Origin of the sequence: Brevundimonas sp., assembly GCF_041648115.1 — a bacterium.
In the GTDB taxonomy this organism is placed as follows: Bacteria; Pseudomonadota; Alphaproteobacteria; order Caulobacterales; family Caulobacteraceae; genus Brevundimonas.
In genome coordinates this window covers 76,835-99,292 of the sequence record NZ_JBAZPR010000009.1, presented here as the reverse complement: position 1 = coordinate 99,292, position 22,458 = coordinate 76,835, and the positions used below count along the sequence as shown (strand labels likewise).

Annotated in this window: 22 protein-coding genes; 13 read left to right on the top strand and 9 right to left on the bottom strand. The window is 67.3% G+C overall.

Going from position 1 to position 22,458, the window contains the following annotated elements:
- The first annotated feature begins 19 nt into the window (after window positions 1–19).
- Window positions 20–1,933 carry a 1-deoxy-D-xylulose-5-phosphate synthase gene (dxs, locus tag WC597_RS09805; RefSeq protein WP_372693217.1) on the top strand — a complete coding sequence of 638 codons (1,914 nt, stop codon included), beginning with the start codon at window positions 20–22 and terminating at the stop codon, window positions 1,931–1,933.
- 13 nt (window positions 1,934–1,946) lie between these two features.
- Here the strand turns inward: dxs and WC597_RS09800 are convergent, their stop codons facing one another.
- Window positions 1,947–2,678 (bottom strand): NYN domain-containing protein, encoded by a 732-nt coding sequence (locus WC597_RS09800; protein WP_372693152.1) that lies wholly within the window; start codon window positions 2,676–2,678, stop codon window positions 1,947–1,949.
- Between the two features lie 33 nt (window positions 2,679–2,711).
- A complete protein-coding gene (gene gcvA / locus WC597_RS09795; protein ID WP_137721116.1) occupies window positions 2,712–3,641 on the bottom strand; it encodes a transcriptional regulator GcvA in 930 nt (309 codons plus the stop codon).
- A 124-nt stretch (window positions 3,642–3,765) separates the two neighbouring features.
- On the opposite strand from gcvA, the gene cysG reads away from it, so the two are divergent.
- From cysG to WC597_RS09770, 5 genes are read left to right on the top strand one after another with little or no spacing between them, the layout of a single operon-like run.
- Entirely contained in the window at window positions 3,766–5,151 is a 1,386-nt protein-coding gene (gene cysG / locus WC597_RS09790) for a siroheme synthase CysG (RefSeq protein ID WP_372693151.1), read from the top strand.
- Window positions 5,148–5,423 (top strand): DUF2849 domain-containing protein, encoded by a 276-nt coding sequence (locus WC597_RS09785; protein ID WP_372693150.1) that lies wholly within the window; start codon window positions 5,148–5,150, stop codon window positions 5,421–5,423. Before cysG ends, WC597_RS09785 begins: the two co-directional genes overlap by 4 nt.
- Window positions 5,423–7,090 carry a nitrite/sulfite reductase gene (locus WC597_RS09780; RefSeq protein ID WP_372693149.1) on the top strand — a complete coding sequence of 556 codons (1,668 nt, stop codon included), beginning with the start codon at window positions 5,423–5,425 and terminating at the stop codon, window positions 7,088–7,090. The genes WC597_RS09785 and WC597_RS09780 overlap by 1 nt, the downstream gene beginning before the upstream one ends.
- Window positions 7,077–8,153 carry a phosphoadenylyl-sulfate reductase gene (locus tag WC597_RS09775; RefSeq protein WP_372693148.1) on the top strand — a complete coding sequence of 359 codons (1,077 nt, stop codon included), beginning with the start codon at window positions 7,077–7,079 and terminating at the stop codon, window positions 8,151–8,153. The genes WC597_RS09780 and WC597_RS09775 overlap by 14 nt, the downstream gene beginning before the upstream one ends.
- Before the next feature lie 35 nt (window positions 8,154–8,188).
- Window positions 8,189–9,187 (top strand): cysteine synthase A, encoded by a 999-nt coding sequence (locus tag WC597_RS09770; RefSeq protein WP_372693147.1) that lies wholly within the window; start codon window positions 8,189–8,191, stop codon window positions 9,185–9,187.
- Between the two features lie 161 nt (window positions 9,188–9,348).
- Here the strand turns inward: WC597_RS09770 and WC597_RS09765 are convergent, their stop codons facing one another.
- The 7 genes from WC597_RS09765 to flgF all read right to left on the bottom strand — a co-directional run bounded on the left by WC597_RS09765 (window position 9,349) and on the right by flgF (window position 15,195).
- A complete protein-coding gene (locus WC597_RS09765) occupies window positions 9,349–11,136 on the bottom strand; it encodes a DUF885 family protein (protein WP_372693146.1) in 1,788 nt (595 codons plus the stop codon).
- 49 nt (window positions 11,137–11,185) lie between these two features.
- Window positions 11,186–11,689, bottom strand: a complete 504-nt coding sequence (locus tag WC597_RS09760) for a hypothetical protein (protein ID WP_372693145.1) — start codon at window positions 11,687–11,689, stop codon at window positions 11,186–11,188.
- Window positions 11,690–11,696: 7 nt separating this feature from the next.
- Complete coding sequence (locus tag WC597_RS09755; RefSeq protein ID WP_372693144.1) at window positions 11,697–12,125, bottom strand: hypothetical protein; 429 nt, start codon at window positions 12,123–12,125, stop codon at window positions 11,697–11,699.
- A gap of 131 nt (window positions 12,126–12,256) precedes the next feature.
- Complete coding sequence (gene flgH, locus WC597_RS09750; RefSeq protein ID WP_372693143.1) at window positions 12,257–12,979, bottom strand: flagellar basal body L-ring protein FlgH; 723 nt, start codon at window positions 12,977–12,979, stop codon at window positions 12,257–12,259.
- A 12-nt stretch (window positions 12,980–12,991) separates the two neighbouring features.
- Window positions 12,992–13,609 carry a flagella basal body P-ring formation protein FlgA gene (locus tag WC597_RS09745; RefSeq protein ID WP_372693142.1) on the bottom strand — a complete coding sequence of 206 codons (618 nt, stop codon included), beginning with the start codon at window positions 13,607–13,609 and terminating at the stop codon, window positions 12,992–12,994.
- Window positions 13,610–13,612: 3 nt separating this feature from the next.
- Window positions 13,613–14,401, bottom strand: a complete 789-nt coding sequence (flgG, locus tag WC597_RS09740; RefSeq protein WP_372693141.1) for a flagellar basal-body rod protein FlgG — start codon at window positions 14,399–14,401, stop codon at window positions 13,613–13,615.
- A gap of 53 nt (window positions 14,402–14,454) precedes the next feature.
- Window positions 14,455–15,195, bottom strand: a complete 741-nt coding sequence (gene flgF, locus WC597_RS09735) for a flagellar basal-body rod protein FlgF (RefSeq protein WP_372693140.1) — start codon at window positions 15,193–15,195, stop codon at window positions 14,455–14,457.
- Between the two features lie 180 nt (window positions 15,196–15,375).
- Between flgF and WC597_RS09730 the strand changes: the two genes are divergently transcribed.
- From WC597_RS09730 to WC597_RS09700, 7 genes are all read left to right on the top strand, one after another.
- Entirely contained in the window at window positions 15,376–16,053 is a 678-nt protein-coding gene (locus WC597_RS09730; RefSeq protein WP_372693139.1) for a flagellar basal body-associated FliL family protein, read from the top strand.
- A 2-nt stretch (window positions 16,054–16,055) separates the two neighbouring features.
- Entirely contained in the window at window positions 16,056–17,099 is a 1,044-nt protein-coding gene (fliM, locus tag WC597_RS09725) for a flagellar motor switch protein FliM (RefSeq protein ID WP_372693138.1), read from the top strand.
- Complete coding sequence (locus WC597_RS09720; protein WP_372693137.1) at window positions 17,099–17,683, top strand: DUF6468 domain-containing protein; 585 nt, start codon at window positions 17,099–17,101, stop codon at window positions 17,681–17,683. Before fliM ends, WC597_RS09720 begins: the two co-directional genes overlap by 1 nt.
- 17 nt (window positions 17,684–17,700) lie before the next feature.
- Window positions 17,701–18,612: a MotE family protein gene (locus WC597_RS09715; protein ID WP_372693136.1), complete on the top strand. Its 912-nt coding sequence runs from the start codon at window positions 17,701–17,703 to the stop codon at window positions 18,610–18,612.
- A 314-nt stretch (window positions 18,613–18,926) separates the two neighbouring features.
- Entirely contained in the window at window positions 18,927–19,166 is a 240-nt protein-coding gene (locus tag WC597_RS09710; RefSeq protein ID WP_159849851.1) for a DUF3297 family protein, read from the top strand.
- A gap of 43 nt (window positions 19,167–19,209) precedes the next feature.
- Window positions 19,210–20,646: a M20/M25/M40 family metallo-hydrolase gene (locus tag WC597_RS09705; protein WP_372693135.1), complete on the top strand. Its 1,437-nt coding sequence runs from the start codon at window positions 19,210–19,212 to the stop codon at window positions 20,644–20,646.
- Window positions 20,647–20,850: 204 nt separating this feature from the next.
- The gene (locus WC597_RS09700; protein ID WP_372693134.1) at window positions 20,851–22,134 is read left to right on the top strand and encodes a tyrosine-type recombinase/integrase; all 1,284 of its coding nucleotides are present in this window, start codon (window positions 20,851–20,853) and stop codon (window positions 22,132–22,134) included.
- Window positions 22,135–22,458: the final 324 nt, after the last annotated feature.

Here is a 22,458-nt window from a genome sequence, read left to right as displayed (position 1 = left end):
ACTTTCCAAGGTTTTTCGGCTGATGCCCGACACCCCGCTTCTCGACACCGTCAAATTCCCGGCTGACACCCGGTCCTTCGATATCGCCCAGCTGAAACAGCTGGCGCAGGAGGTGCGGGCCGAGACGATCGACGCCGTGTCCGTCACCGGCGGCCATCTGGGGGCAGGTCTGGGCGTGGTCGAGCTGACCACGGCGCTGCACCATGTATTCGAGACGCCCAAGGACATCCTGATCTGGGACGTCGGGCACCAGTGCTATCCGCACAAGATCCTGACCGGGCGGCGCGACCGCATCCGCACCCTGCGCCAGGGCGGCGGCCTGTCGGGCTTCACCAAGCGCAGCGAGAGCGAATACGACCCCTTCGGCGCCGCCCACGCCTCGACCTCGATCAGCGCCGCCTTGGGCTTCGCCGCCGCGCGCGATCAGAAGGGCGAGAAGAACCGCGTCGTGGCGGTGATCGGTGACGGCTCCATGTCCGCAGGCATGGCCTATGAGGCGATGAACAACGCGGCTGAGGCGACCAGCGGCCAGCTGATGGTCATCCTGAACGACAACGACATGTCCATCGCGCCCCCGGTGGGCGGGATGAGCGCCTATCTGGCCGGCCTGGTGTCGGGCGGGGCGTATCAGAACGTGCGCCGACTGGGGAAATCCGTCGCCCAGCACCTGCCGCGCCCGTTCCGCAAGGCGGCGAAGAAGGCCGAGGAATATGCGCGCGGCATGGTCACCGGCGGCACCTTCTTCGAGGAGCTGGGATTCTATTACGTCGGCCCCATCGACGGTCACGACATGGACAATCTGGTGCCGATCCTGAAGAAGGCGGCGGCCATCGAGGACCGGCCCGTGCTGGTTCACGTCGTGACGCAAAAGGGCAAGGGCTACGCTCCCGCCGAGTCCAGCGCCGACAAGCTGCACGCCGTGGTCAAGTTCGACGTGGTGTCGGGCAAACAGGCCAAGGCCATCTCCAACACGCCCAGCTACACCAAGGTGTTCGGGACCGAGCTGATCAAACACGCGAAGGTCGATCCGTCGATCGTGGCGATCACGGCGGCTATGCCGTCGGGCACCGGTCTGGACCTGTTCGGTCAGGCCTTTCCCGAGCGGACCTACGACGTCGGCATCGCTGAACAGCATGCGGTGACCTTCGCGGCCGGGCTGGCGGCGGACGGGATGAAGCCGGTCTGCGCCATCTATTCCACCTTCCTGCAGCGTGGCTACGACCAGGTGGTGCACGATGTGGCGATCCAGTCGCTGCCGGTGCGGTTCGCCATGGACCGCGCAGGTCTGGTCGGATCGGACGGGGCGACCCATGCCGGGTCGTTCGACATCGGCTTCATGGGCGCGCTGCCCGGTATGGTGCTGATGGCTGCGGCCGACGAGGCCGAACTGGCGGCGATGATCTCGACCTCGCTGGCCATCGACGACCGGCCCAGCGCCTTCCGCTATCCGCGCGGTGACGGCGTGGGCGTTGAGATCCCCGAACTTGCCGCCCCGCTGGAGATCGGCAAGGGCCGGATCGTGCGCGAGGGAACCTCGGTCGCCATCCTCAGCCTGGGCACCCGTCTGCAGGAATCGCTGAAGGCGGCGGACATGCTGGCGGCCAAGGGCGTGTCGGCGACGGTGGCGGACGCCCGTTTCGCCAAACCGCTGGACGCCGACCTGATCCTGCGCCTGGCGCGCGAGCACGAGGCCCTGATCACGGTCGAGGAAGGCGCGATGGGCGGCTTCGGCGCCTTCGTGCTGCAACTGCTGGCCGAGAAGGGCGCGCTGGATGGCGGATTGAAGATCCGCACCCTGAACCTGCCCGACATCTTCCAGGATCAGGACGCACCGGCCACCATGTACGCCCAGGCCGGCCTGAACGCCGAACATATCGCCGCCGCCGCGCTTCAGGCCCTGGGCGTGTCCGCCAGTCAGGCCGCCAGAGCCTAACGTTGGGCCTGATTTAGGCGCGGTCGCGAATCCGCATCGCGCCGCGTTCGCCGGTCTCCACCTCGAACCGGCCAGTCGCGCGGATCAGGTCCGACAGTTTGGCGTAGCCATAGGTGCGCTGGTCGAAGTCGGGATGGGCGTTGCGCAGCCGGTTGCCGATGCCGCCCACCGCCACCCAGCCGTCGCCGTCCTCGTCCATGTCGGCGATGATGGCGGCGATCAGTCGCGCCGCCTCGGACGGCTTGCGCTTGGCTGCGGGCGCCTCGACCACTGGCGACTTGGCGCCGGCGTCGACCGGAACCGGCGCGATCAGGTTCTCGGTATAGATGAAGCGGGTGCAGGCCTGGCGGAAGCTTTCGGGCGTCTTCTGCTCGCCAAACCCATAGACGTCGACGCCCTCCTCACGGATGCGGGCCGCCAGTCGGGTGAAATCGGCGTCGGACGACACCAGACAGAAGCCGTCGAACCGCCCCGAATGCAGCAGGTCCATCGCGTCGATGACCAGGGCGATGTCGCCCGAGTTCTTGCCCTTGGTGTTGGCGAAATTCTGCTGGGGCTGGATGGCGAAACGGGCCAGGACCCGCGTCCAGCCTGCGATCTGCGGGCTGGCGAAGTCGCCATAGATGCGCCGCGCTGAGGCCTCGCCCAGGGTGGCGATCTCGCTGAACAGCGCCTCTGCAATCCGGGCGGAGGCGTTCTCCGCATCGATCAGGACCGCGAGGCGAGGGGCCTTTTCGTCAGCCATTGGCGGATGTCCTTTTCAATATGAGCCCTGAGCCTACAGCTGACCCATTGTATTGTCGTGATCCACGGCCTGTTTCTTCAGCCAGCCGACGAAGGCGGTCGCGCTGGGCGACGGCGGGCGGTCGCGGGGCTGGACGACGTAATAGGCGAACCCGACCGCTTCCGATCCATCGGGGAAGGGCGCCACCAGCCGCCCCGACGCCAGGTCCGCCTGGGCCAGGGTGCGTTTGGCCAAGGCCACGCCGCGTCCCGATATGGCGGCCTCGATCAACAGGCCCGACTGGTTGAAGCGCGAACCGCGACGCGGGTCGGGGTGGCGAATGCCGCGCGCCTTCAGCCACATGGCCCAGTCAGGACGGCTGGGATCGCCGTCGTTGGACATGTCATGCAGCAGAGTGTGTCCGATCAGGTCGGCGGGTTTGCGGATCGGCTTGTCGCCGTCCATCAGCGACGGGGCGCAGACCGGCAGGACGGTCTCGGTCATCAGCCGATCCACCGTCAGTCCGGGATAGTCGCCGGGGCCATAGCGCACCGCCAGATCGACCTTGCCCTCGCTCAGGTCCGCCGGCTCCATATCTGCCGAGATCCACAGCTCGATCTCGGGATGGGCGGTGTGGAAGTCGTCCATGCGCGGCATCAACCATTTGGAGGCGAAACCGGGGGCGACGCTGATCGATACCTGTTTCCTGCGTGGCGGTTCGCGCAGCAGGGCCGAAGCGTCCATCAGCCGTTCGAACCCTTCGCGCAGCAGCGGGACGGACGAACGGCCCAGGTCGGTCAGTTGCAGGCCCCGCGCCTCGCGCACGAACAAGGGCCCGCCGACGATGTCCTCCAGCAGACGGATCTGCTGACTGACCGCGCCCGGCGTCACCGACAGTTCGTCGGCGGCGCGCGAGAAGTTCAGATGCCGCGCAGCAGCCTCGAAGGCGCGAAGGGCGTTGAGCGGGAGCAGGGATCGGACCATCGCGGATAGAAATCCTATCAGCGAGACAAAGGCAATCTGGTTTGCGGCTCTGGACGGGGAAGACGAAGGTTCGTGCCCTGCCGTCGTCCATTTTTCCTCTCCCGACGGCCCTGAAAGCAAGACGATGCGTGTATTCCTCGCCTCCATTCCGCTGGAGGCCGCAAAGATCGTGATCATCGGCGGCGGTGAGCCCGCTCTGGCGAAGCTGCGACTGTTCCTCAACACGCCGGCCGAGGTGGTGTGGTTTGCGCCCGACGGCGCGCCGCCCAGGATGGAAATCCCGCTGAGCGCGCCGGAGCCGGTCTTGCGCACGCCAGAGGCTGGCGACCTGGCGGGCGCGCGGCTGGTCTTCATGGCGCTGGACGATGCGGACGAACTGACGCGGCTGGGCGCCTTGGCGCGGGCGGCGGGGGCCCAGGTCAATGTGGTCGACAAGCCCCATCTGAGCGACTTCCAGACGCCGGCTCTGATCGACCGGGACGAGGTGGTGATCGGCGTGGCCACCGGCGGATCGGCCCCCATCCTGGCGCGCGACATCCGCACGGCGATCGAGGGCGTGCTGCCCGCCGGGCTTGCCAATGTGGCGCGGCTGGCGCGCGAACTGCGCGACACGGTAAAGGCCAGTGTGCCGGACTTCATGGCGCGCCGCCGGTTTTGGGAAAAGGCCTTCCGCGGTCCGGCCGCGACGTTGGCGGCGGAAGGTCGGACGGCCGAGGCGCGACGCGAGATGCTGCGCCTGCTGAACTCGGCTGCGCCGGAACAGGGCGTGGTCCATATCGTCGGGGCCGGGCCGGGCGATCCGGAACTGCTGACGCTGAAGGCGTTGCGTGTGCTGCAGGACGCCGACGTCATCATCCACGACCGTCTGGTGCCCGAGGCGGTGCTGGAACGGGCGCGCCGTGACGCCAAGCGGCTGTATGTCGGCAAGGCGCGCGGCGAACATTCGGTGCCGCAGGACCAGATCGAGGCCCTGATGATCGAGGAGGCGCGCGCCGGCCACCGGGTCGTGCGGCTGAAGGGCGGCGATCCCTTCGTGTTCGGTCGCGGCGGGGAGGAGCTGGACGCCATGCGGGCGGCGGGAGTGGCGGTCTTCGTGGTGCCGGGCGTGACGGCGGCCCTGGCTTGCGCGGCCTCGGCGGGCATCCCCCTGACCCACCGCGACCACGCCCAGGCGGTGACCTTCGTGACGGCCCAGGCCAAGCCGGGGGGGGGCGACGCCGACTGGACGCGGTTGGCCGGGCCGAACCACACCCTGGCCATCTACATGGGATCGGACCGGGCCGAGGAGACGGCGGAAAAGCTGATCGCCGCCGGGCGACTGGGCTCGACCCCCGTCGCCATCGTCGAGAACGGCAGCCGACCGGACGAGCGGGTTCTGACCGGCCGTCTGGATGGGCTGGGCGCCCTGGTGCGCGGCGCCAATCTGACGGGGCCGGCGTTGCTGTTCGTCGGCGAGACGGCGGCCTTCTCGGCGGCGCAGCTGGATGTTCGGGCGGAGTTCGCGGCGTGAAGATCGTCACCGCAAACCGCCTGTCGGACGGCCGCGTCATCTATGCAGGCGTCGACAACCAGCCGGTCGAGCGCATCGACCAGGCCTCGGTGCTGGACGAGGCCACGGCCGAGATCGTGCTGGCCGAGGTCGTCGGACGACCCGATGTCTTCGTCAATCCATACGCCGTCGAGGTGGAGGGCCATACGCCGTCGGGCCGTGATCGGCTGAAGGAGCATATCCGTTCGGCCGGGCCGACGGTGGGCCACAGCGTCGCGGGAGGCGTTGGCTGATGTATCGCTATGACGAGTTCGACCATGCGCTGGTGCGTGAACGGGTCGAGGAGTTTTCCGATCAGGTCGCGCGCCGCGCATCCGGCGCCCTGACCGAGGATGAGTTCAAGCCGCTGCGGCTGATGAACGGCGTCTATCTTCAACTGCACGCCTATATGCTGCGGGTCGCCATTCCGTATGGGACGTTCAACAGCCGCCAGATGCGCCGGCTGGGCCATATCGCCCGCACCTATGACAAGGGCTACGGCCATTTCACCACGCGGACGAACATCCAGTACAACTGGCCGGCCCTGACCGACCTGCCGGCCATGTTGCGCGATCTGGCCCAGGTCGAGATGCACGCCATCCAGACAAGCGGCAACTGCATCCGCAACACCACCACCGACGTCTTCGCCGGCGCCGCCGACGACGAGATCGAGGATCCGCGCCCCTGGTGCGAGATCATCCGCCAGTGGTCCACCATCCACCCCGAGTTCTCCTTTCTGCCGCGCAAGTTCAAGATCGCGGTGATTGGCGCCGAGAAGGACCGGGCGGCGATCCGCACCCACGACGTGGGCCTGCAGATCGTCAAGGGCGAGGACGGCGGAACCGCGTTCCGCGTCTTCGTCGGCGGCGGGCAGGGGCGTCTGCCGCACATCGCCCAGGAGATCGCGTCGGCCGTTCCCGCGGCGGACCTTCTGGCCTATCTGACCGCTATTTTGCGGGCCTGGAACCTGCTGGGGCGGCGCGACAACATCCACAAGGCGCGGATCAAGATTCTGGTCGCCTCGGTCGGGCTGGAGGCCTTCCGCGAGGAGGTGGACAAACACTACGCCACCCTGCGCCACGAGGATCTACGCATCCCCGAGGATGAGGCCGCGCGCATCCAGGCCTATTTCGCGCCGCCCGCCTTCGAGACCCTGCCCAAGACCAGCGGCCCGTTCGACCGCGCCTTGCTGGCCGATCCCGACTTCGCCCGTTTCGCCCGCAACAACGTTCGCCGTCACCGCCAAGCGGGCTACGCCTCGGTGGTGGTGTCGCTGAAGCCGGTCGGCGGCGTGCCGGGCGACATCACGGCGGATCAGATGGACGCGGTGGCGGACCTGGCCGAGCGCTATTCGTTCGATGAACTGCGCGCCGCCTATGAGCAGAACCTGGTCTTGCCGCATGTGAAGCTGGACGAGGTGCCGGCGCTGTGGCGGGCGCTGCACGACGTGGGCCTGGCGACAGCCAACGCCGACCTGGCGACCGACGTCATCGCCTGTCCGGGACTGGATTATTGCAGCCTGGCCAACGCCCGGTCGATCCCGGTGGCCCAGGCCCTGTCCAAGCGGCTGGCGGACATGGACTATCAGGAACGGCTGGGGCCAGTCCGCATCAATATGAGCGGCTGCATCAACGCCTGCGGTCATCACCACGTCGGCCACATCGGCGTGCTGGGCGTCGATCGCAAGGGCGAGGAATATTACCAGATCACCGTCGGCGGCTCGCCCGACGAACAGGCCGCCCTGGGCGACATCGTGGGCAAGAGCCTGCCGGCCGACGAGGTCGCGCCGGCGATCCAGCGGACCCTGGACCGTTATCTGCAAATCCGCGCCGACGGCGAGCGGTTCATCGACACGGTGCGCCGCGTCGGCCCCGACCCCTTCCGCGACGCCATTTACGAGACGCTCGATGCAACGGCTTGAAGGCATTCAGAACGGGCTGCGCCTGTCGGTCACCACGCCGCTGGAGGAGGTCGAGGCGGCCGCCGCCAATGAAGACACCTTGGTGCTGGAGTTCGAGGCCTTCCGCGACGGGCGCGGCTTTTCGCTGGCGGCCGTGCTGCGCGAGCGGGGCTATGCCGGACGTCTGATCGCGGCGGGCAAGCTGCTGCCGGATCAGGTGCGGCACCTGCGGCGTTCGGGCTTCGATGCGGTGGAACTGGCGCCGGGCGCAGACGCCTCGGCCTGGGACCGGATGGGCCAGGCGTTCAGCGGCGCCTATCAGCCCGCCGTCGATCCCGCGCCGACCATTTGGCAGCGGCGGCGCGCGGCGTCCAACGACCGCGATCTGGACGCGCTGGCCGATCGGCTGAACCGCGAGACAGCGGGCAAGGACGCGTCCGAAATCGTGAAGGCGGCGCTGGACCCGGCGCTGGGTCTGCGGGTCGGCGCCATCTCGTCCTTCGGGGCCGAGTCCGCCGCCTTGCTGGACATCATCGCCAGCGAGGACAAGACCGTGCCGGTGGTCTTTCTGGAGACCGGCCAGCATTTCCTCCAGACCCTGTCCTATCGCACCCAGCTGACCAAGGCCCTGGGCCTGACCGACGTGCGGCTGGTCACGCCGGAGGCGGGCGAGAAGGCGACGCTGGATGCCCGCGACGACCTTTGGAAGACGAACGCCGACGCCTGCTGCGACTTGCGCAAGGTGCGGCCCCTGGCGCGGGCGACGGCGGGGTTCAACGCCCTGATCACCGGGCGTAAACGCTATCAGGCCGCGACGCGGGCCAAGCTGAAGCCGTTCGAGGTGCTGGACGGGGTGCTGCGGATCAATCCGCTGGCCGACTGGGACGGCGACGACGTCGAGGCCTGGCTGGACGATAACGATCTGCCGCGTCACCCGCTGGTCGAGCAGGGCTATCGCTCCATCGGCTGCTGGCCGTGCACCCGTGCGGTTCAGGATGGGGAAGATACGCGCGCCGGGCGCTGGTCGGGGATGGACAAGGTCGAGTGCGGCATCCACCTAGGCAGGCGTCAGGTCGCGGCCTGATCTCCTGTCGTTCGACCTCGCCTGAAAGCTGAAACGTGTCCGTCACATCGTCCGTCATCGACCTGATCGGCAATACGCCGCTGGTGCGCCTGAACCGCCTGTCCGAAGCGACGGGCTGCGAAATCCTGGGCAAGGCGGAGTTCATGAACCCCGGCGGCTCGATCAAGGACCGCGCGGCCCTGTCGATCATTCAGGGCGCACGGGCATCCGGCGCGCTGAAGCCGGGCGGGACCATCGTCGAGGGCACGGCCGGCAACACCGGCATCGGTCTGGCCCTGGTCGGTGCGGCGCTGGGTCACCCAGTGGTGATCGTCATTCCCCGCACACAGTCTGAAGAGAAGAAGTCGGCCATCCGTTCGCTGGGCGCGCGCCTGGTCGAGGTGGACGCCGCCCCCTTCTCCAGCCCCAACCATTTCGTCCACTATTCCGGGCGGTTGGCGGCCGAGCTGAACGACAGCGAAGAGGCGGGCGCCATCTGGGCGAACCAGTTCGACAACACCGCGAACCGCGACGCCCACTACAACACCACCGGCCCCGAGATCTGGGCGCAAACGCAGGGTAAGGTGGACGCCTTCGTCTCGGCCGTCGGTTCGGGCGGCACGATTTCAGGCGTGGCTGCCTATCTGCGCGAGAAGAACCCGGACGTGACTATCGCTCTGGCCGACCCGGCCGGAGCGGCCATGTTCAACTGGTTCAACAAGGGCGAGATGAAGGGCGAAGGCTCGTCCATCACCGAGGGCATCGGCGTGGCGCGGATCACCGGCAACCTTGAGGGTTTCCGACCCGATCATACCTATCGGATCGAGGACGCGGAGTTCCTGCCGATCCTGTTCGATCTGGTGAAACACGAGGGCCTGTCGCTGGGCGGCTCGGCCGGGGTCAATGTCGCGGGGGCCTTGCGGTTGGCCAAGGAGATCGGGCCGGGCAAGACCATCGTGACCTGCCTGTGCGATCCTGGGTCGCGCTACGCGTCCAAACTGTTCAACCCGGAATTCCTGCGGTCGAAGGGTTTGCCGGTCCCGGAGTGGGCATAAGCACATCGTCTCCTCCCCACTTGTGGGGAGGGGGACCGCGAAGCGGTGGAGGGGCGCTTGAAGTCCCACAGGCATTTGCGATGCGGTGCAGAACCCCTCCGTCACGGCGCTGAAGAAGCGCCGCGCCACCTCCCCGCAAAGCGGGGAGGAGACAGGTTTGGTTACTTCGCCTTCTGCTCCGCGATCCAGGCATCCATCCGCTGGTCCAGCAGCGCCAGCGGCAGCGGGCCTTCGACCAGCAGGGCGTCGTGGAAGGTCCGCACGTTGAACTTTGGCCCCAGTTCCCGCTCGGCCCGCGCCCGAATTTCGCGCAAGCGGATCTCGCCGATCTTGTAGGCCGTGGCCTGGCCCGGCCAACCGATATAGCGCTGAAGCTCGGTCTCGATGTTGTGGGGCGCAAGCGCCGAGTTGTCGCGGAAACAGGCGCGGGCCTGTTCCTCGGTCCAGCCCATCCAGTGCAGGCCGGTGTCGGCGACCAGGCGGCAGGCGCGCCACATCTCGTAGGACAGGCGACCGAACCGCTCATAGGGCGTGCGGTAGAAGCCCATCTCCTCGCCCAGATACTCGGCGTAAAGCCCCCAGCCCTCGGTATAGGCGCTGACATTGGCCTGACGCCGGAAATAGGGTTGGCCAGGCGCCTCTTGCTGCAGGGCGATCTGGAGGTGGTGGCCGGGCACGGCCTCGTGCAGGGTCAGGGCCGGCAGCTCATACAGCGGGCGCTGATCCAGCTTGGACGTGTTGACGATGTAGTGGGCGGCGACGCCGTTCTGCATCGAGCCGCCGTTGTAGCGGCCGGTGGTGTAGTTTTCCTCGATCTGTGGCGGCACGGGCTGCACGTCATAGGTCAGGCGGGGCAGGGTGGCGAACAGGGGCGGCAGACCGCCGTCGGCGCGCTTGGCCATTTCCGACGCCTGTTGCAGCAAGGCCTCGCGGCTGGTCGCATAGAACTGCGGATCGGTGCGCAGGAAGTTCAGGAAGCCGGCGAAGTCGCCTGTCCAGCCGGACGCCTTCATCTCCACATCCATCCGGGCGCGAATGCGGGCGACCTCGTCCAGCCCGATCTGGTGGATCTGGTCCGGCGTCAGGTCGGTGGTCGTGTGGCCGCGCACCAGATAGGCGTAAAGTTCCTTGCCGCCGGGCCGATTGCCGATGCCTGGCTCGGCCGGCGCCTTGGGCAGATAGTCGGTTTCCAGGAAGGCCAGCCAAGCCTGGCGTGCAGGAATGATCACTTCCGAAACCGTCGCCGTCGCCGCTGCGGTCAGACGATCCTTCTCGGCCGGAGACACGGTCGAGGGCAGGGTTGTCAGGGGTTTCAGCAGCGGCTCGGCGTCCGGCTTGATCGCCACATCGTTGCGCGCCAGCGTCAGGGCGCTCTCTGTCACGGACCGCGCCTGGATCAGGCCGGTGTCCAGGCCGCGCCGGGCGTTGGCCGTCGTCTGGGCGTAGATGGTTCCGAAGCCCCGGATGCGTTTGATATAGGCCTCGGCCTCCGCCACTGAGTTCAGGCGGGTGCTACCGCCGACATACAGCGCCCAGGTTCCAGGGCCGCCCTCGGCGTCGAAGGCCAGGCGGCTGGTGTCGTAATCCAGCCCTTCTAGGCTGCGGTTCAGGGTGTAGAGCAGGAAGGCGTGGTTGATGCCGCCTGCGTGGGAAAGACTTGCCGGGTCGATGGCGTTCAGCCGCCGCACGAAGTCTTCGATCGGCGCGCGCTGGGCCAGTTCGAATTCGCGCGACAGGTCGGGCACACGACCCATCGCCTCCACATCACCCTCGCCGCTGGCCGAGAAGGGATCGACCGACTTCAGATAGGTCTCATAGTCGGCGATGACGGCGTTCAGCGCGGTGTCGGCCGGTGTCGCTGCGACCTCGGCGGGCGGGGTCTGCGCCACGACGACCAGCGGCGATGCGCTCGCGAGCAAGGCCGCGATGGCCAAATGGGAAAACTTCATAACGCCCCTCCTGTTAGGGGGCGCACGCAAGCCGAGCGTGACCGATGCGTCAACCGCAGACGGTGAAGAACTGCTCGATTCCCGCCTTGGCGCCCGGATGGGCGGCGTAGATATGGCGTTCCTCGTCCGACCAGGAGGCGATCCAGCCCAGGCGGCGGAAGCGCTGGAAGACCGGATCCTTGGTCATGGCTCGGGCGGTCAGCAGTTCGCCGTCGTGCACGCCCGCCGGTTCGGACGAGGCGCGATAGCGTTCGGTGTCGCCGCCCGATTCGAGATGGATTTCGCGGCCGGGCTTTTCGCTGGCCGCCGTCAGCTCCAGCGCGCCGGAGCCGGCCTGGCAGAGCAGGTGCAGTTTGACCTCGTCGCTGTTGGCGACGCCGTAGGCCAGGGTCGCCTCTTGCCCGTCGCGGTTCAGGAACCAGTCGTAGCCGGGCATGGGGGCGGGGGCAGGGCCCGCCTCCTCCAGATTTGCGACCGGGGCGGGCGCGTTGGTGGCGCAGGCCGCCAGGGCGGACACGGCGATCAGGGGCAGGATCAGGCGAGACAGACGCATGGGCTTCCTATCCGGCGCAGCGGTCGGCGAAGCGACGAAGCTTGGCCAGGTGCGGACGTTCGACGGTGATCGTATCGGCGCTGTCTCCGACCGTGATCGTCATACGGCCGTCCGCGACGAAGGCCGAAAAAGCGGGGTGATCAACCGGGATCGCGGTCTCCAGCTTGCCGCCGCGCCCGATGCGGGCCTCGCTGGTGGCGGTCACGCCGCCGGCGGTGATCCGGGCGAAACCGGCCGTCGCGTCCTCGCCATAGACCGCCACCGACACGGCGCCGGAGCCCGGCTGGCATTGCAGGGTGGCGCGCAGCTCAGCGGTGTCGGGAATTTCGTTTGCCAGCACCAAGGGGCCGTCGCCCTCATAAAGGCTCCAGGTCCAGCCGGCCGTCGCTGCAGCCTGGATGGCGACCGCCATCGCGGCCGAAAGAATAAGCATCATGTGTCAGCCCCCGCCGACAACGCGCATCGTCGCGTCGCCCCCAATGTCGTCAGGCCCGGCCGTAACCGCAATAGACCAGACCACCGCATAAGGGCTGAACGCGGTTATCCGTCAACAGTTCATATGTCGGATCAGAACGGGCTGAACCGCTCGGCTAGAGCCTGAGCCACAGGCGGGGCCTGGACGCGGCTGACGTCGCCGCGACCGCCGTAGGAGATGCGGGCCTCGGCGATCTGGGTGTGGTTGATGGCGTTGGCGGACGAAATGTCCTCGGGCCGCACGATGCCGGCGACGGTCAGTTCGCGGACCTCGCGGTTGGTGCGCACTTCCTGCCGGCCCTGGATCACCAGATTGCCGTTGGCCAGGACGTCCGTGACGACCGCAGCGATTGTCAGCGACACTTTTTCGGCGCGGTTGACCGTGCCGGAGCCCGCCGATTTCAGGTCGCCCTCCATGCCGACCATGGCGGAAGGATCGAAACCGCCGGGGAAGGCGCGACCCAGGCTGCTTTCCAGGCCGAACAGGTTGGAGACGCCGCTGGTGATAGTGTTGGAGCGCGACCGCTGGGTCGAGTTCTGGGTCTGGGCGCGGTCGTCGATGTCGATCTTGACCGTCAGGATGTCGCCGATGTGGCGCGCGCGCTGGTCGCCAAAAAAGGTGCGGGCGCCCGTGCGCCACAGGCTGTTGGCGCTGGCGGGAGCGGTCTCGCGCGGCGGCAGATAGGCCTGCTGCGCCGGGATCAGGGCGGCAGGATAGCCGATCGGCGCCAGTTCGGGACCACGCACCGTCTCGGCGACGGTCGAGCAGGCGGCCAGCGGGGCCAGGACGGCGAGGATCAGGATGGCTTTACGCATGACTTGGATTCCCTAGCGGGCGGCGAACTGTTGGGGATTGGCGCGGGCGGCGTCGCCGGCGGGGCCGGCGATGGCCTGGCCGGGACCGGAGGCGACCGCGTCGATGATGCGGTTGGAGGTTGTGTTCATGATGGCGACGGGTTCGCCCAGACCGGCGCTGCGCATGGCCTTGCCCATGACGGCCAGGTTCACGCCGCCGACCTGATAGGTGACGCGCACCATGTCGTTGCGGGCGATGACCTGCGATGCGGCGCCGGGGCGATAGGCGGCGCGTTCGACGGGCTGGACGGCGGATTGCGCCAAAGGCTGGAACGCTGCGTCTGACGCCGTCTGAACCGTGCCGGCGGCGCGACGCACGGCGACACGGCGCAGGCCGTTGGGATTGCTCCAGTCGAGGCCGGCCTGGCGGGCCAGGGCCTGAAGCTGGCCGGCTTCCAGCACGACCGAGGGGCCGACACGCTCGGCGACGGCGACATTGGCGGCTGCGCCTGCGCCTTCGAACAGATCGCCCAGGGTGACCCGGCCGTCGTCATCGACGGGATTGGCGCGCAGAACGACGGGACCGGCGAAGGCCGCGCCAGAGACGGCGCTGACGGCGGCGGCGATCAGGAGAGAGCGGATCAGGGTCATGGTTCAGCTTTTCACTTGCGAGGCGACCGACAGCATCTGGTCGGCGGTGCTGATGACCTTGGAGTTCATCTCATAGGCGCGTTGGGCCACGATCAGGGCGCTGATTTCCGACACGGCGTCCACGTTCGAAGACTCCGTATAGGCTTGCAGAACTTGGCCGAAGCCGATGTCGCCGGGCGTGCCGACGATGGCGGGGCCCGAGGCGGCGGTTTCCAGCAGCAGGTTGTCGCCGATGGCTTCCAGGCCGGCTTCGTTGAAGAAGTTGGCCAGTTCGATCTGGCCCACCGTGGTCGGCGCCGTCTGCCCATCCTGCGTCACCTGCACCAGGCCGGTCTTGGAGATCGACAGTTTGGTGGTGTCCTGCGGGATGGTGATCGCCGGTTCCAGCAGATAGCCGTCGTCGGTGACGATCTGGCCTTGCGGGCTGACCTGCAGGTTGCCGGCGCGGGTGTAGCCCCGTTCGCCCGAGGGCAGCGTGATCTGGAAATAGCCCTTGCCGTCGATGGCCATGTCGTAGGGGTTGCCGGTCGCCTGGGGCGTGCCCTGTTCGGTGACGCGGTAGACCGCGCCGGCCTTGACGCCCGCGCCGATCTGGATGCCGGTCGGAACCACGGTGCCGGCGGCCGAGGACTGGGCCCCCATTCGCTCGACGTTCTGGTAGAGCAGGTCCTGGAACTCGGCGCGCTGCTTCTTGAAGCCCACCGTGTTCATGTTGGCGATGTTGTTGGAGATGACCTCCACGTTCAGCTGCTGGGCGGCCATGCCCGAGGCGGCGGTGCGAAGTGCGCGCATTGTTTTTCTCCCTATCGCTCGACGCTCGGCGTCTCGCGACTTGAGGGGCTCCCTTAAGCGGCCTTGCCAAGACGCTCGACGGCGCGACGGCTAAGGTCATTGATGTTTTCGATCATGCGCGAAATGCTCTCATAGGCGCGGCTGATCTCGACGAGATTGGTGATTTCCGTCAACGAGTTGACGTTGGACGATTCCAGCGAGCCCTGATGGACCCGGGCGTCCGCCGCCTCGATCGGGCGGGTGTTGGAGTTGTTGCGATACAGGCTGTCGCCGCCTTTTTCGAGCACGCCCAGCGCCTCGAAGCGCACGACCGACAGGCGACCGGTGACCTGGCCCCGTTGGGTGATGGTGCCGTCTTCGCCCACGCTTGGAGCGCCCAGATTGGGATTCAGGACGATATCGGCCCCGCCGCCAAGGACGGCCTGGCCCTGTTTGGTGGTCAAACGCCCTTCCGGGTCCATCGTGAAGGCGCCGTCGCGAGTATAGGCCTCGCCGTTCGCGCCGTCGCGCACACTGAAGAAGGCGCCTTCGCCGGCGATGGCGAAGTCCAGGGCGCGGCCGGTCTGCTGCATCGACCCCTGGCCGAAATCGCGTCCCACGCCGTTGTCCAGCACGAAACTGGCCGAGGGGCGGATGGAGTCGTTGCGGGCGCGCTGGCCGATCTCGGTTCCCAACATCAACTGCTCGACCTTGAAGCCGGTCGTGGTGGCGTTGGCGACGTTGTTGGCCACGATGTCCAGTTCGCGGCGCAGCGTCATCTGGCGTGACAGTCCAATATAGGCGGCGTTTTCCACGAGAGGCGTGCTCCTTCGCCTCATCCCCTCGCAACGGCCGTGCCAACAGGGCTAATCCAGGCGGAATGCGGGTTTGAGCGCCATCGGCACCCAGATGACCCGGCAAATCCTGCCCATTGTAAACGTCGCGTTAACCAAACCCGACGATCCTCGTCATGAGAGAGTCTCCGGGGCGCGCGCATGTTCAAGTTTGGCAAGAAGAAGGGTGATCCCGCCGCGGACGCCAATCTGCCTGCCATGAAGGAGGGCGAGGCCGCCGTCGAAGGCGACGACGCCGCCGCACCCAAGAAAAAGAAGCTGCCGCTGCTGTTCATCATCGCGCCTGTCGCGCTTCTTGTGCTGGGCGGTGGCGGGGCCGCCGCCTTCTTCATGCTGAAGCCCAAGCCCGCAGAGGCGCACGGCGCCGAGGCCGAAGCGGGTCACGGCGAAGAGAAGTCGGACAAGAAGGCTGAGGGCGGCAAGGAAGAAAAGAAGGAAGCCGGCGGTCAAGGCGGCGGCGCCGAGGGCGGCGAGGCGGACCCGTCGCTGGGCGTCATCGCGCCGGGGCCTGACGGCGTCACCTTCTACACCCTGCCGGACATGGTCATGAACATTCAGTCGCCCGACGGTCGCCCGACCTTCCTGAAGCTGAAGCTGACGCTGGAGATGCACGACGCCGAGGTGGCGACGCATCTGCAGGAAGAAATGCCGCGCCTGCAGGACATGTTCACCGGCTTCGTGCGCGAGCTGCGCCCCGAGGACCTGAGCGGTTCAGCCGGCACCTATCAGCTGCGGGCCGAGATCCTGCGCCGCGTCAATCTGATCGCTGCGCCGGGCAAGATCGACGCCGTGCTGATCGAAGAAATGCTGGTGCAATAGGCATGACCGACGCAGCCCAGCTCGACCCGTTCGGTGGTCTCGGCGATCCCGGCGACGCCCTGTCCGAACGCGTCCTGAACCAGGACGAGATCGACAGCCTGCTGGGCTTCGACCTGGGCGACGACGACGGCTCCGAACGCTCGGGCATCCGGGCGATCATCAACTCCGCTCTGGTGTCGTATGAGCGGCTGCCGATGCTGGAGATCGTGTTCGACCGCCTGGTGCGGTTGATGACGACCAGCCTTCGCAACTTCACCTCCGACAACGTCGAAGTCAGCCTGGACAACATCTCGTCGATCAGGTTCGGCGACTATCTGAACTCGATCCCGCTGCCGGCCATCCTGGCCGTGTTCCGGGCCGAAGAGCTGGACAACTACGGCCTGCTGACGGTCGATTCCAACCTGATCTATTCGATCGTTGACGTGCTGCTGGGCGGCCGTCGCGGCACGGCGGCGCTGCGCATCGAAGGCCGACCCTACACCACTATCGAACGCGTGCTGGTGCAGCGGATGGTCGAGGTGGTGCTGAACGACGCCCGCCAGGCGTTCGAGCCCCTGACGCCTGTCCACTTCAACCTGGATCGGCTGGAGACCAATCCGCGCTTCGCCGCCATCGCGCGCCCGGCCAACGCCGCCATCCTGATCAAGCTGCGCATCGACATGGAGGATCGCGGCGGCCGGATCGAACTGCTGCTGCCCTATGCGACGCTGGAGCCGATCCGCAAGATGCTGCTGCAGCAGTTCATGGGCGAGAAGTTCGGCCGCGACAACATCTGGGAAGGCCACTTGGCCACCGAGATCTGGACCACCGAGACCGAGGTCCGCGCCGTGCTGGACGAGCAGCAGATGCCGCTCTCGACCGTGTTGAACCTCAAGGTCGGCGATACCCTGATGCTGAACGCGACGCCGGATTCCGAGGTCTCGATCCGCGCCGGCTCCATCCCCCTGACCACCGGCCGCATGGGTCGCAAGGGTCAGCACATCGCCATACGCGTCGAAGGGCCGGTCAATCCCGAAGCCGCCGCCCGCCTGGGAGTGAATGTCTGATGGCCGGAATGATCATGGATGCGGTGCTGATGCTGCTGCTGGTCGCGGCGGTCGGCTACGGCATCAAGCTGGAACGCAAGCTGGCCGCCCTGCGCGCCGGACAACTGGCCTTCGCCCAGGCAGTGAGCGAGCTGAACAATGCCGCCGGTCGGGCCGAGAACGCGCTGGCGACCCTGCGCGCCTCGGGCCAGGAGACAGACCTTCTGCACGACCGCATCATCAAGGCGCGCGAGGTGAAGGCCCAGCTCGAAACCCTGATCGCCCGCGCCCCTGCCGTCGCGCACGTTCGCGTCGTCGAGGACGAGCCGGTGCGCCGCACGCCCGCCGCCGTCGCCGCCCCTGCCGTGACCGCGACCGAAGACGAGGAACGCGCCGAGCGCATGGCGGCTCTGGCCGAGCGTATCCAGGGTCTGGCCAGCCCCTCGACCAGCCGTCGCGCCGCCGCGAGCGCCGCCCCGGCCGGGCGCGACAATGTCGCCGCCATCGTCCAGGCCCTGACGGCCGGACGCTCCGCTAACCATTCCGCCAAACAAAGCCTCAACGCCGCGCGTCGTAATCTCGACGACGACCTGTTCGCCGCCTGAGTTCGGAACCCCATTTCATGGCCCGTCTACCCCGCCTTCTGCCCCTGATCGCCATCGCCATCGGCGGGGTGGTCGCCGTGCGCGCCATCGGCGTGGCGCCCGGCCTGTTCGACGGCGCCAAGGCCTGGGCCGAGGAGGCGGCGCCGGCTGCAGCCGGCGCGCCGATCAAGCCTGCGTTGCCGGGCACCTGCTCCGCCCTGTCGCCCGAGCAACTGGCCCAGCAGGCGGGCATTTCGCCCGCCGAACTGAAGATCATCCAGTCGCTGTCGCAGCGCCGCGCGGCGCTGGACGCTCGCGATCAGGACTTCGCCACCACCCTGCCGTTGATGGTCGCCGCCGAACAGAAACTGGAGGCCAAGATCCAGGCCCTGGCCGCCCTGAAGACCGAGATGAAGCAAATGCTCGGCCAGGTGGACGAGCGTGAGAAGGCCGAGATCGACCGCCTGGTCCAGGTCTATTCCGCCATGCGGCCCAAGGAGGCCGCCCCCGTCATGGCGACGCTGGAGGACCGCGTGCGCCTGCCGGTCGCCGCCGCCATGCGTCCGCGCACGCTGGCCGCCATCATGGCCCAGATGACGGCGCCCCAGGCCAAGGAACTGACCGAGAAGCTGGCCGCCCGCTTCCAGGCCCAGCAGATGGCCGCCCGCGCCGCTGCCGCCGAAGCCACGCCTCCGCCCGCTGCGACGCCCGCCGTCGCGACGCCTGCGCCGACACCGGTTGCTCAGCCGGCCGCCGCGACCGCCACGCCGCCTGCGGTCCGTCCGACGCCCCGCCCGGCCGCCTCTCGTCCTGCTTCCACACCCGCCCGTCGCCCGGCTGCGACGCCTGCACGCCGTCCGGCGACACCCGCCGCCACGCCGCCCGCCGGTCCTCAGGCCTATCAGCCCTCGGCCGCCGCCAACGCCCAGCCGCGCCAAACTGTGCAGTAACGTTAAGTGTGATCCCTGAACGGATGTTTCGTCTCGACAGTGAAAACACTTTGACCAATGATCTTCGAACGCTCCGTCAGAGAGCGACCACATCGAGGATGACGCCATGGTTGGAGAACTGCTTTACGTCGCGCATCGCCTGCGCCGCGCCATCATCCTGGCCGTTCCGACGGCGGGAACCGCGATGATCGCCGCCGTGGCCCAGCACTATCATCTGCTGCCATAAGCACGCCGCCGCCCGGTTTCGGATTGGCATCAGGCGCGCGCGCGTCTATCACCGCGCCTTGCCGAAAATCTGAGCTCGCTCGAAGACCATGTCCGACACGCCTCCCGATCGCCTCTCGGTCGATCCCTCCAGCCCCCATCACGACGCCGAGATGCTGCAACGCGGCGTCGGCATCCGCTTCAAGGGCGAGGAAAAGACCAATGTCGAGGAATACTGCGTCTCAGAGGGCTGGGTGCGTCTGGCCCTTGGCAACCGCGTCGATCGCAAGGGCAAGGCCCTGACCGTCAAACTGCAGGGCACCGTCGAACCCTATTTCCAGAACGACTGAACCTACCTAGGTTCCGGCTCTTCTCAGAGCTCGGAGCCTGCCCATGTCCATCCGCCTGCTGACCGCCAGCGCCGTCGCCCTGGGCCTCGTCGCTTTCGCGCCTGTGGCCAACGCCCAGGATGCGGCGACGGTGCAACAGGCCATCGTCGTGCGCGACGCCGCGATGCGCTCCAACATCGCCATGGACTATGTCACCCAGCTGACGACGCGGTTCGGCGCGCGCCCGGCCGGTTCGCGCGCGGAACAGCAGGCCGCCGCCTGGGCCGCCGACTATCTGCGCGCCAACGGCTTCCAGAACGTCCGAATCGAAGAGTTTCCGCTGGTCGGATGGGAGCGGGGCGAAAGCTCGGCCGCCATCGTCGGCGACAACGCCCAGGCCCTGGTCGCCGCAGCGCTGGGCCATTCGCCGGCCACGCCTCGCAACGGCGTCGAGGCCGAGATCGTGCGGTTTTCCACCTTCGAAGACCTGCAAGCCGCGCCTGACGCCGTCGTGCGCGGCAAGATCGTCTATGTCGATCTGGGCCAGATGCATCCGATGCAGGACGGCTCCGGCTATGGGCCCCAGACCCGCGTGCGCGGCGCCGGCCCCGGCGTGGCGGCGGCCAAGGGCGCATCGGCCTTCGTCATGCGTTCGGTCGGTTCTGACGAGGACCGGATGCCCCACACGGGCACGACCCGCTATGTGGACGGCAAACCGACCATCCCCGCCTTCGCCCTGGCCGCGCCCGACGCCGATCAGGTCAGCCGCCTGGTCGCCTTGGGTCAGCCGGTGCGGGTGCGCCTGACCTCGACCGCCCGCACCTACAGGACCACCAGCCAGAACGTGATGGGCGACCTGCCCGGCGCCACGCGGCCGGACGAGATCATCGTCCTGGGCTCGCATATGGACAGCTGGGACCTGGGCACCGGCGCCATCGACGACGGGGCGGGGGGCGCCATCACCGTTGCGGCGGCAAAGGCCATCGCCGACAGCGGCCGCCGCCCGGCCCGCACCCTGCGCGTGATCTTCTACGGTTCGGAGGAGGTCTCCCAGCCGACGCCCCAGACGGGCAACGGCGGCGGCGTCTATGCGCGCGGCCAGGGCGCGGCGCTGGACAAGCACATCATCGCCGGCGAGAGCGATTTCGGCGCCGACCGCGTCTATGCCCTGCGTCTGCCCGCCGGCGCCCAGGGCTCGGACTTCCAGAAGGCCGCGACCCGCGTCCTCTATCCGATCGGCGTCCTGGCCTCGGACCGGGGCGAGACAGAAGGCGGCGTCGATGTCGGCCCGATGGGACCGCTGGGCGTGCCCTTCTTCGGCCTGGCCCAGGACGGCACGCGCTATTTCGACCTGCACCACACCGCCAACGACACCCTGGACAAGATCGACCCGGCGCAACTGAACCAGAACGTCGCCGCCTGGGCCGGCCTGCTGTGGCTGATCGCCGATTCCGACGTGGATTTCAGGGCGATGAAGCCGGCGACCCCCGCCGCTCGCTAAGCCCGCTTGGCCCCGACGGACAGGCTGGCTATACAGCCGGTCCGGCCGCGGGCGTGGCGAAACTGGTAGACGCAGCAGACTTAAAACCCACTACCGTAGATTTACGTATCTAAATCAAGCGGTTACAAGGGATAGACACTTACACATGCCTTACACATTTGCCGCGTGCGGCAAGGAGGTCATGTGCCGGAGTCTCACTCCCTCATGGACGGTAAGCTCCATGTCTATCGTCGCGAAAACAGCGCTTACTGGCAGTGCGCGACCTACCTGAGCGGTCGCAACTACCGTCAATCGACGAAGGAAACGAACATCGCTTTCGCGCGCGAGTTTGCGCGCGAGTGGTACCTCGACCGGGTCGCCGAGGATCGTCTTCGGAAGTCCGGGAAGCTGCCGGCGGCTCCGGAGGCGTCTGTCGTCATTCCCGCACGAGCCGCGCCGAAACGGCCGGGCGAAAAGACCTTCCGTGAGGCCGCGGCCGTCTTCGAAAAGGAGTTCGAGGCGATGACGCTTGGTGAGCGGAACACCCACTACGTCGCCGGCAAGGGGCGGGTGATCCGGCTTTATCTGAATCCGTTCTTTGGCGATCTACCGATTTCCGAAGTCTCCGCCGGTCGGATCCAGGACTACCGGCTGCACCGCGTCACGCCTCCCGACGAACCGCAGCGGGTGCGCTTTGTCTCGGATGGTCAGGAGCGGATCGGCAAGGCCAGGGTCTGGAAACGGCCGAGTCGCCAGACCCTCCACAACGAGATGGTTTGCCTGCGGCAGATTCTGAAGACCGCCAATCGGAAAGGATGGATTTCGGCGCTTCCGGATATGAGCAACCCCTATCGAGCTTCCGGCAAGGTGAGCCACAGGGCCTGGTTCTCACCCGAAGAATACAAGCGGCTTTACGAAGCGACCCGGGAACGCGCGAAGAACCCGAAGAAGGAGCGCTGGCGCGAAGAGTGCGAGCAGTTCCACGACTTCGTACTGTTCATGGTCAACACCGGGCTGCGTCCCGACGAGGCGCAGCGCCTCGAGTTCAGAGATGTCTCGATCGTCACGGATGAGGCGACCAGCGAACGGATCCTCGAGATCGAGGTGCGTGGGAAGCGCGGCGTCGGCTACTGCAAGAGCATGCCGGGAGCCGTACGCCCCTTTGAGCGGGTGCTGAAACGCAAGAATGGTCAGCCCACCGATCTCGTCTTCGGGCTGGTGCAACGCGAGCTTCTCAACGCGATCCTGGACGAACTAGGTCTCAAGAAGGATCGGGATGGCAAGCCAAGGACGGCCTATAGCCTGCGTCATACTTACATCTCGATGAGACTGATGGAGGGCGCCGACATCTACCAGGTGGCCAAGAACTGCCGCACCAGCGTGGAGATGATCGAGAAATATTACGCCTCCCACATCAAGAACGTACTCGACGCATCGGCCATCAATGTCCGCAAGCCAAAGCCCGCCAAACGGCGGGTGGCGAAGGCTCTGGCGACGGACGTCGACTGAACTCGCCTTGGCGATAGCGATCGAACGCGGCTATAGAGCGGTTCGGCCCGCGGGCGTGGCGAAACTGGTAGACGCAACGGACTTAAGCTGAGGATTGAGTGCGCCGGGGGAAATCCCGGACGTAGAACCGCTCAAAGTCGGGGAACCCTGTCAAATGGCGATCCCGAGCCAAGCCCGTCTCCCGACGGGAAGGTGTAGAGACTAGACGGGCGGCGTCTAAGGCCTTCGGGCTACGACGAAGGGATAGTCCAGACCACGAACGCGCTTCGGCGCGGCGACGAAAGTCGAAGTGGTATGAAAATCCGTCGGGCTTTGCCCATGCCG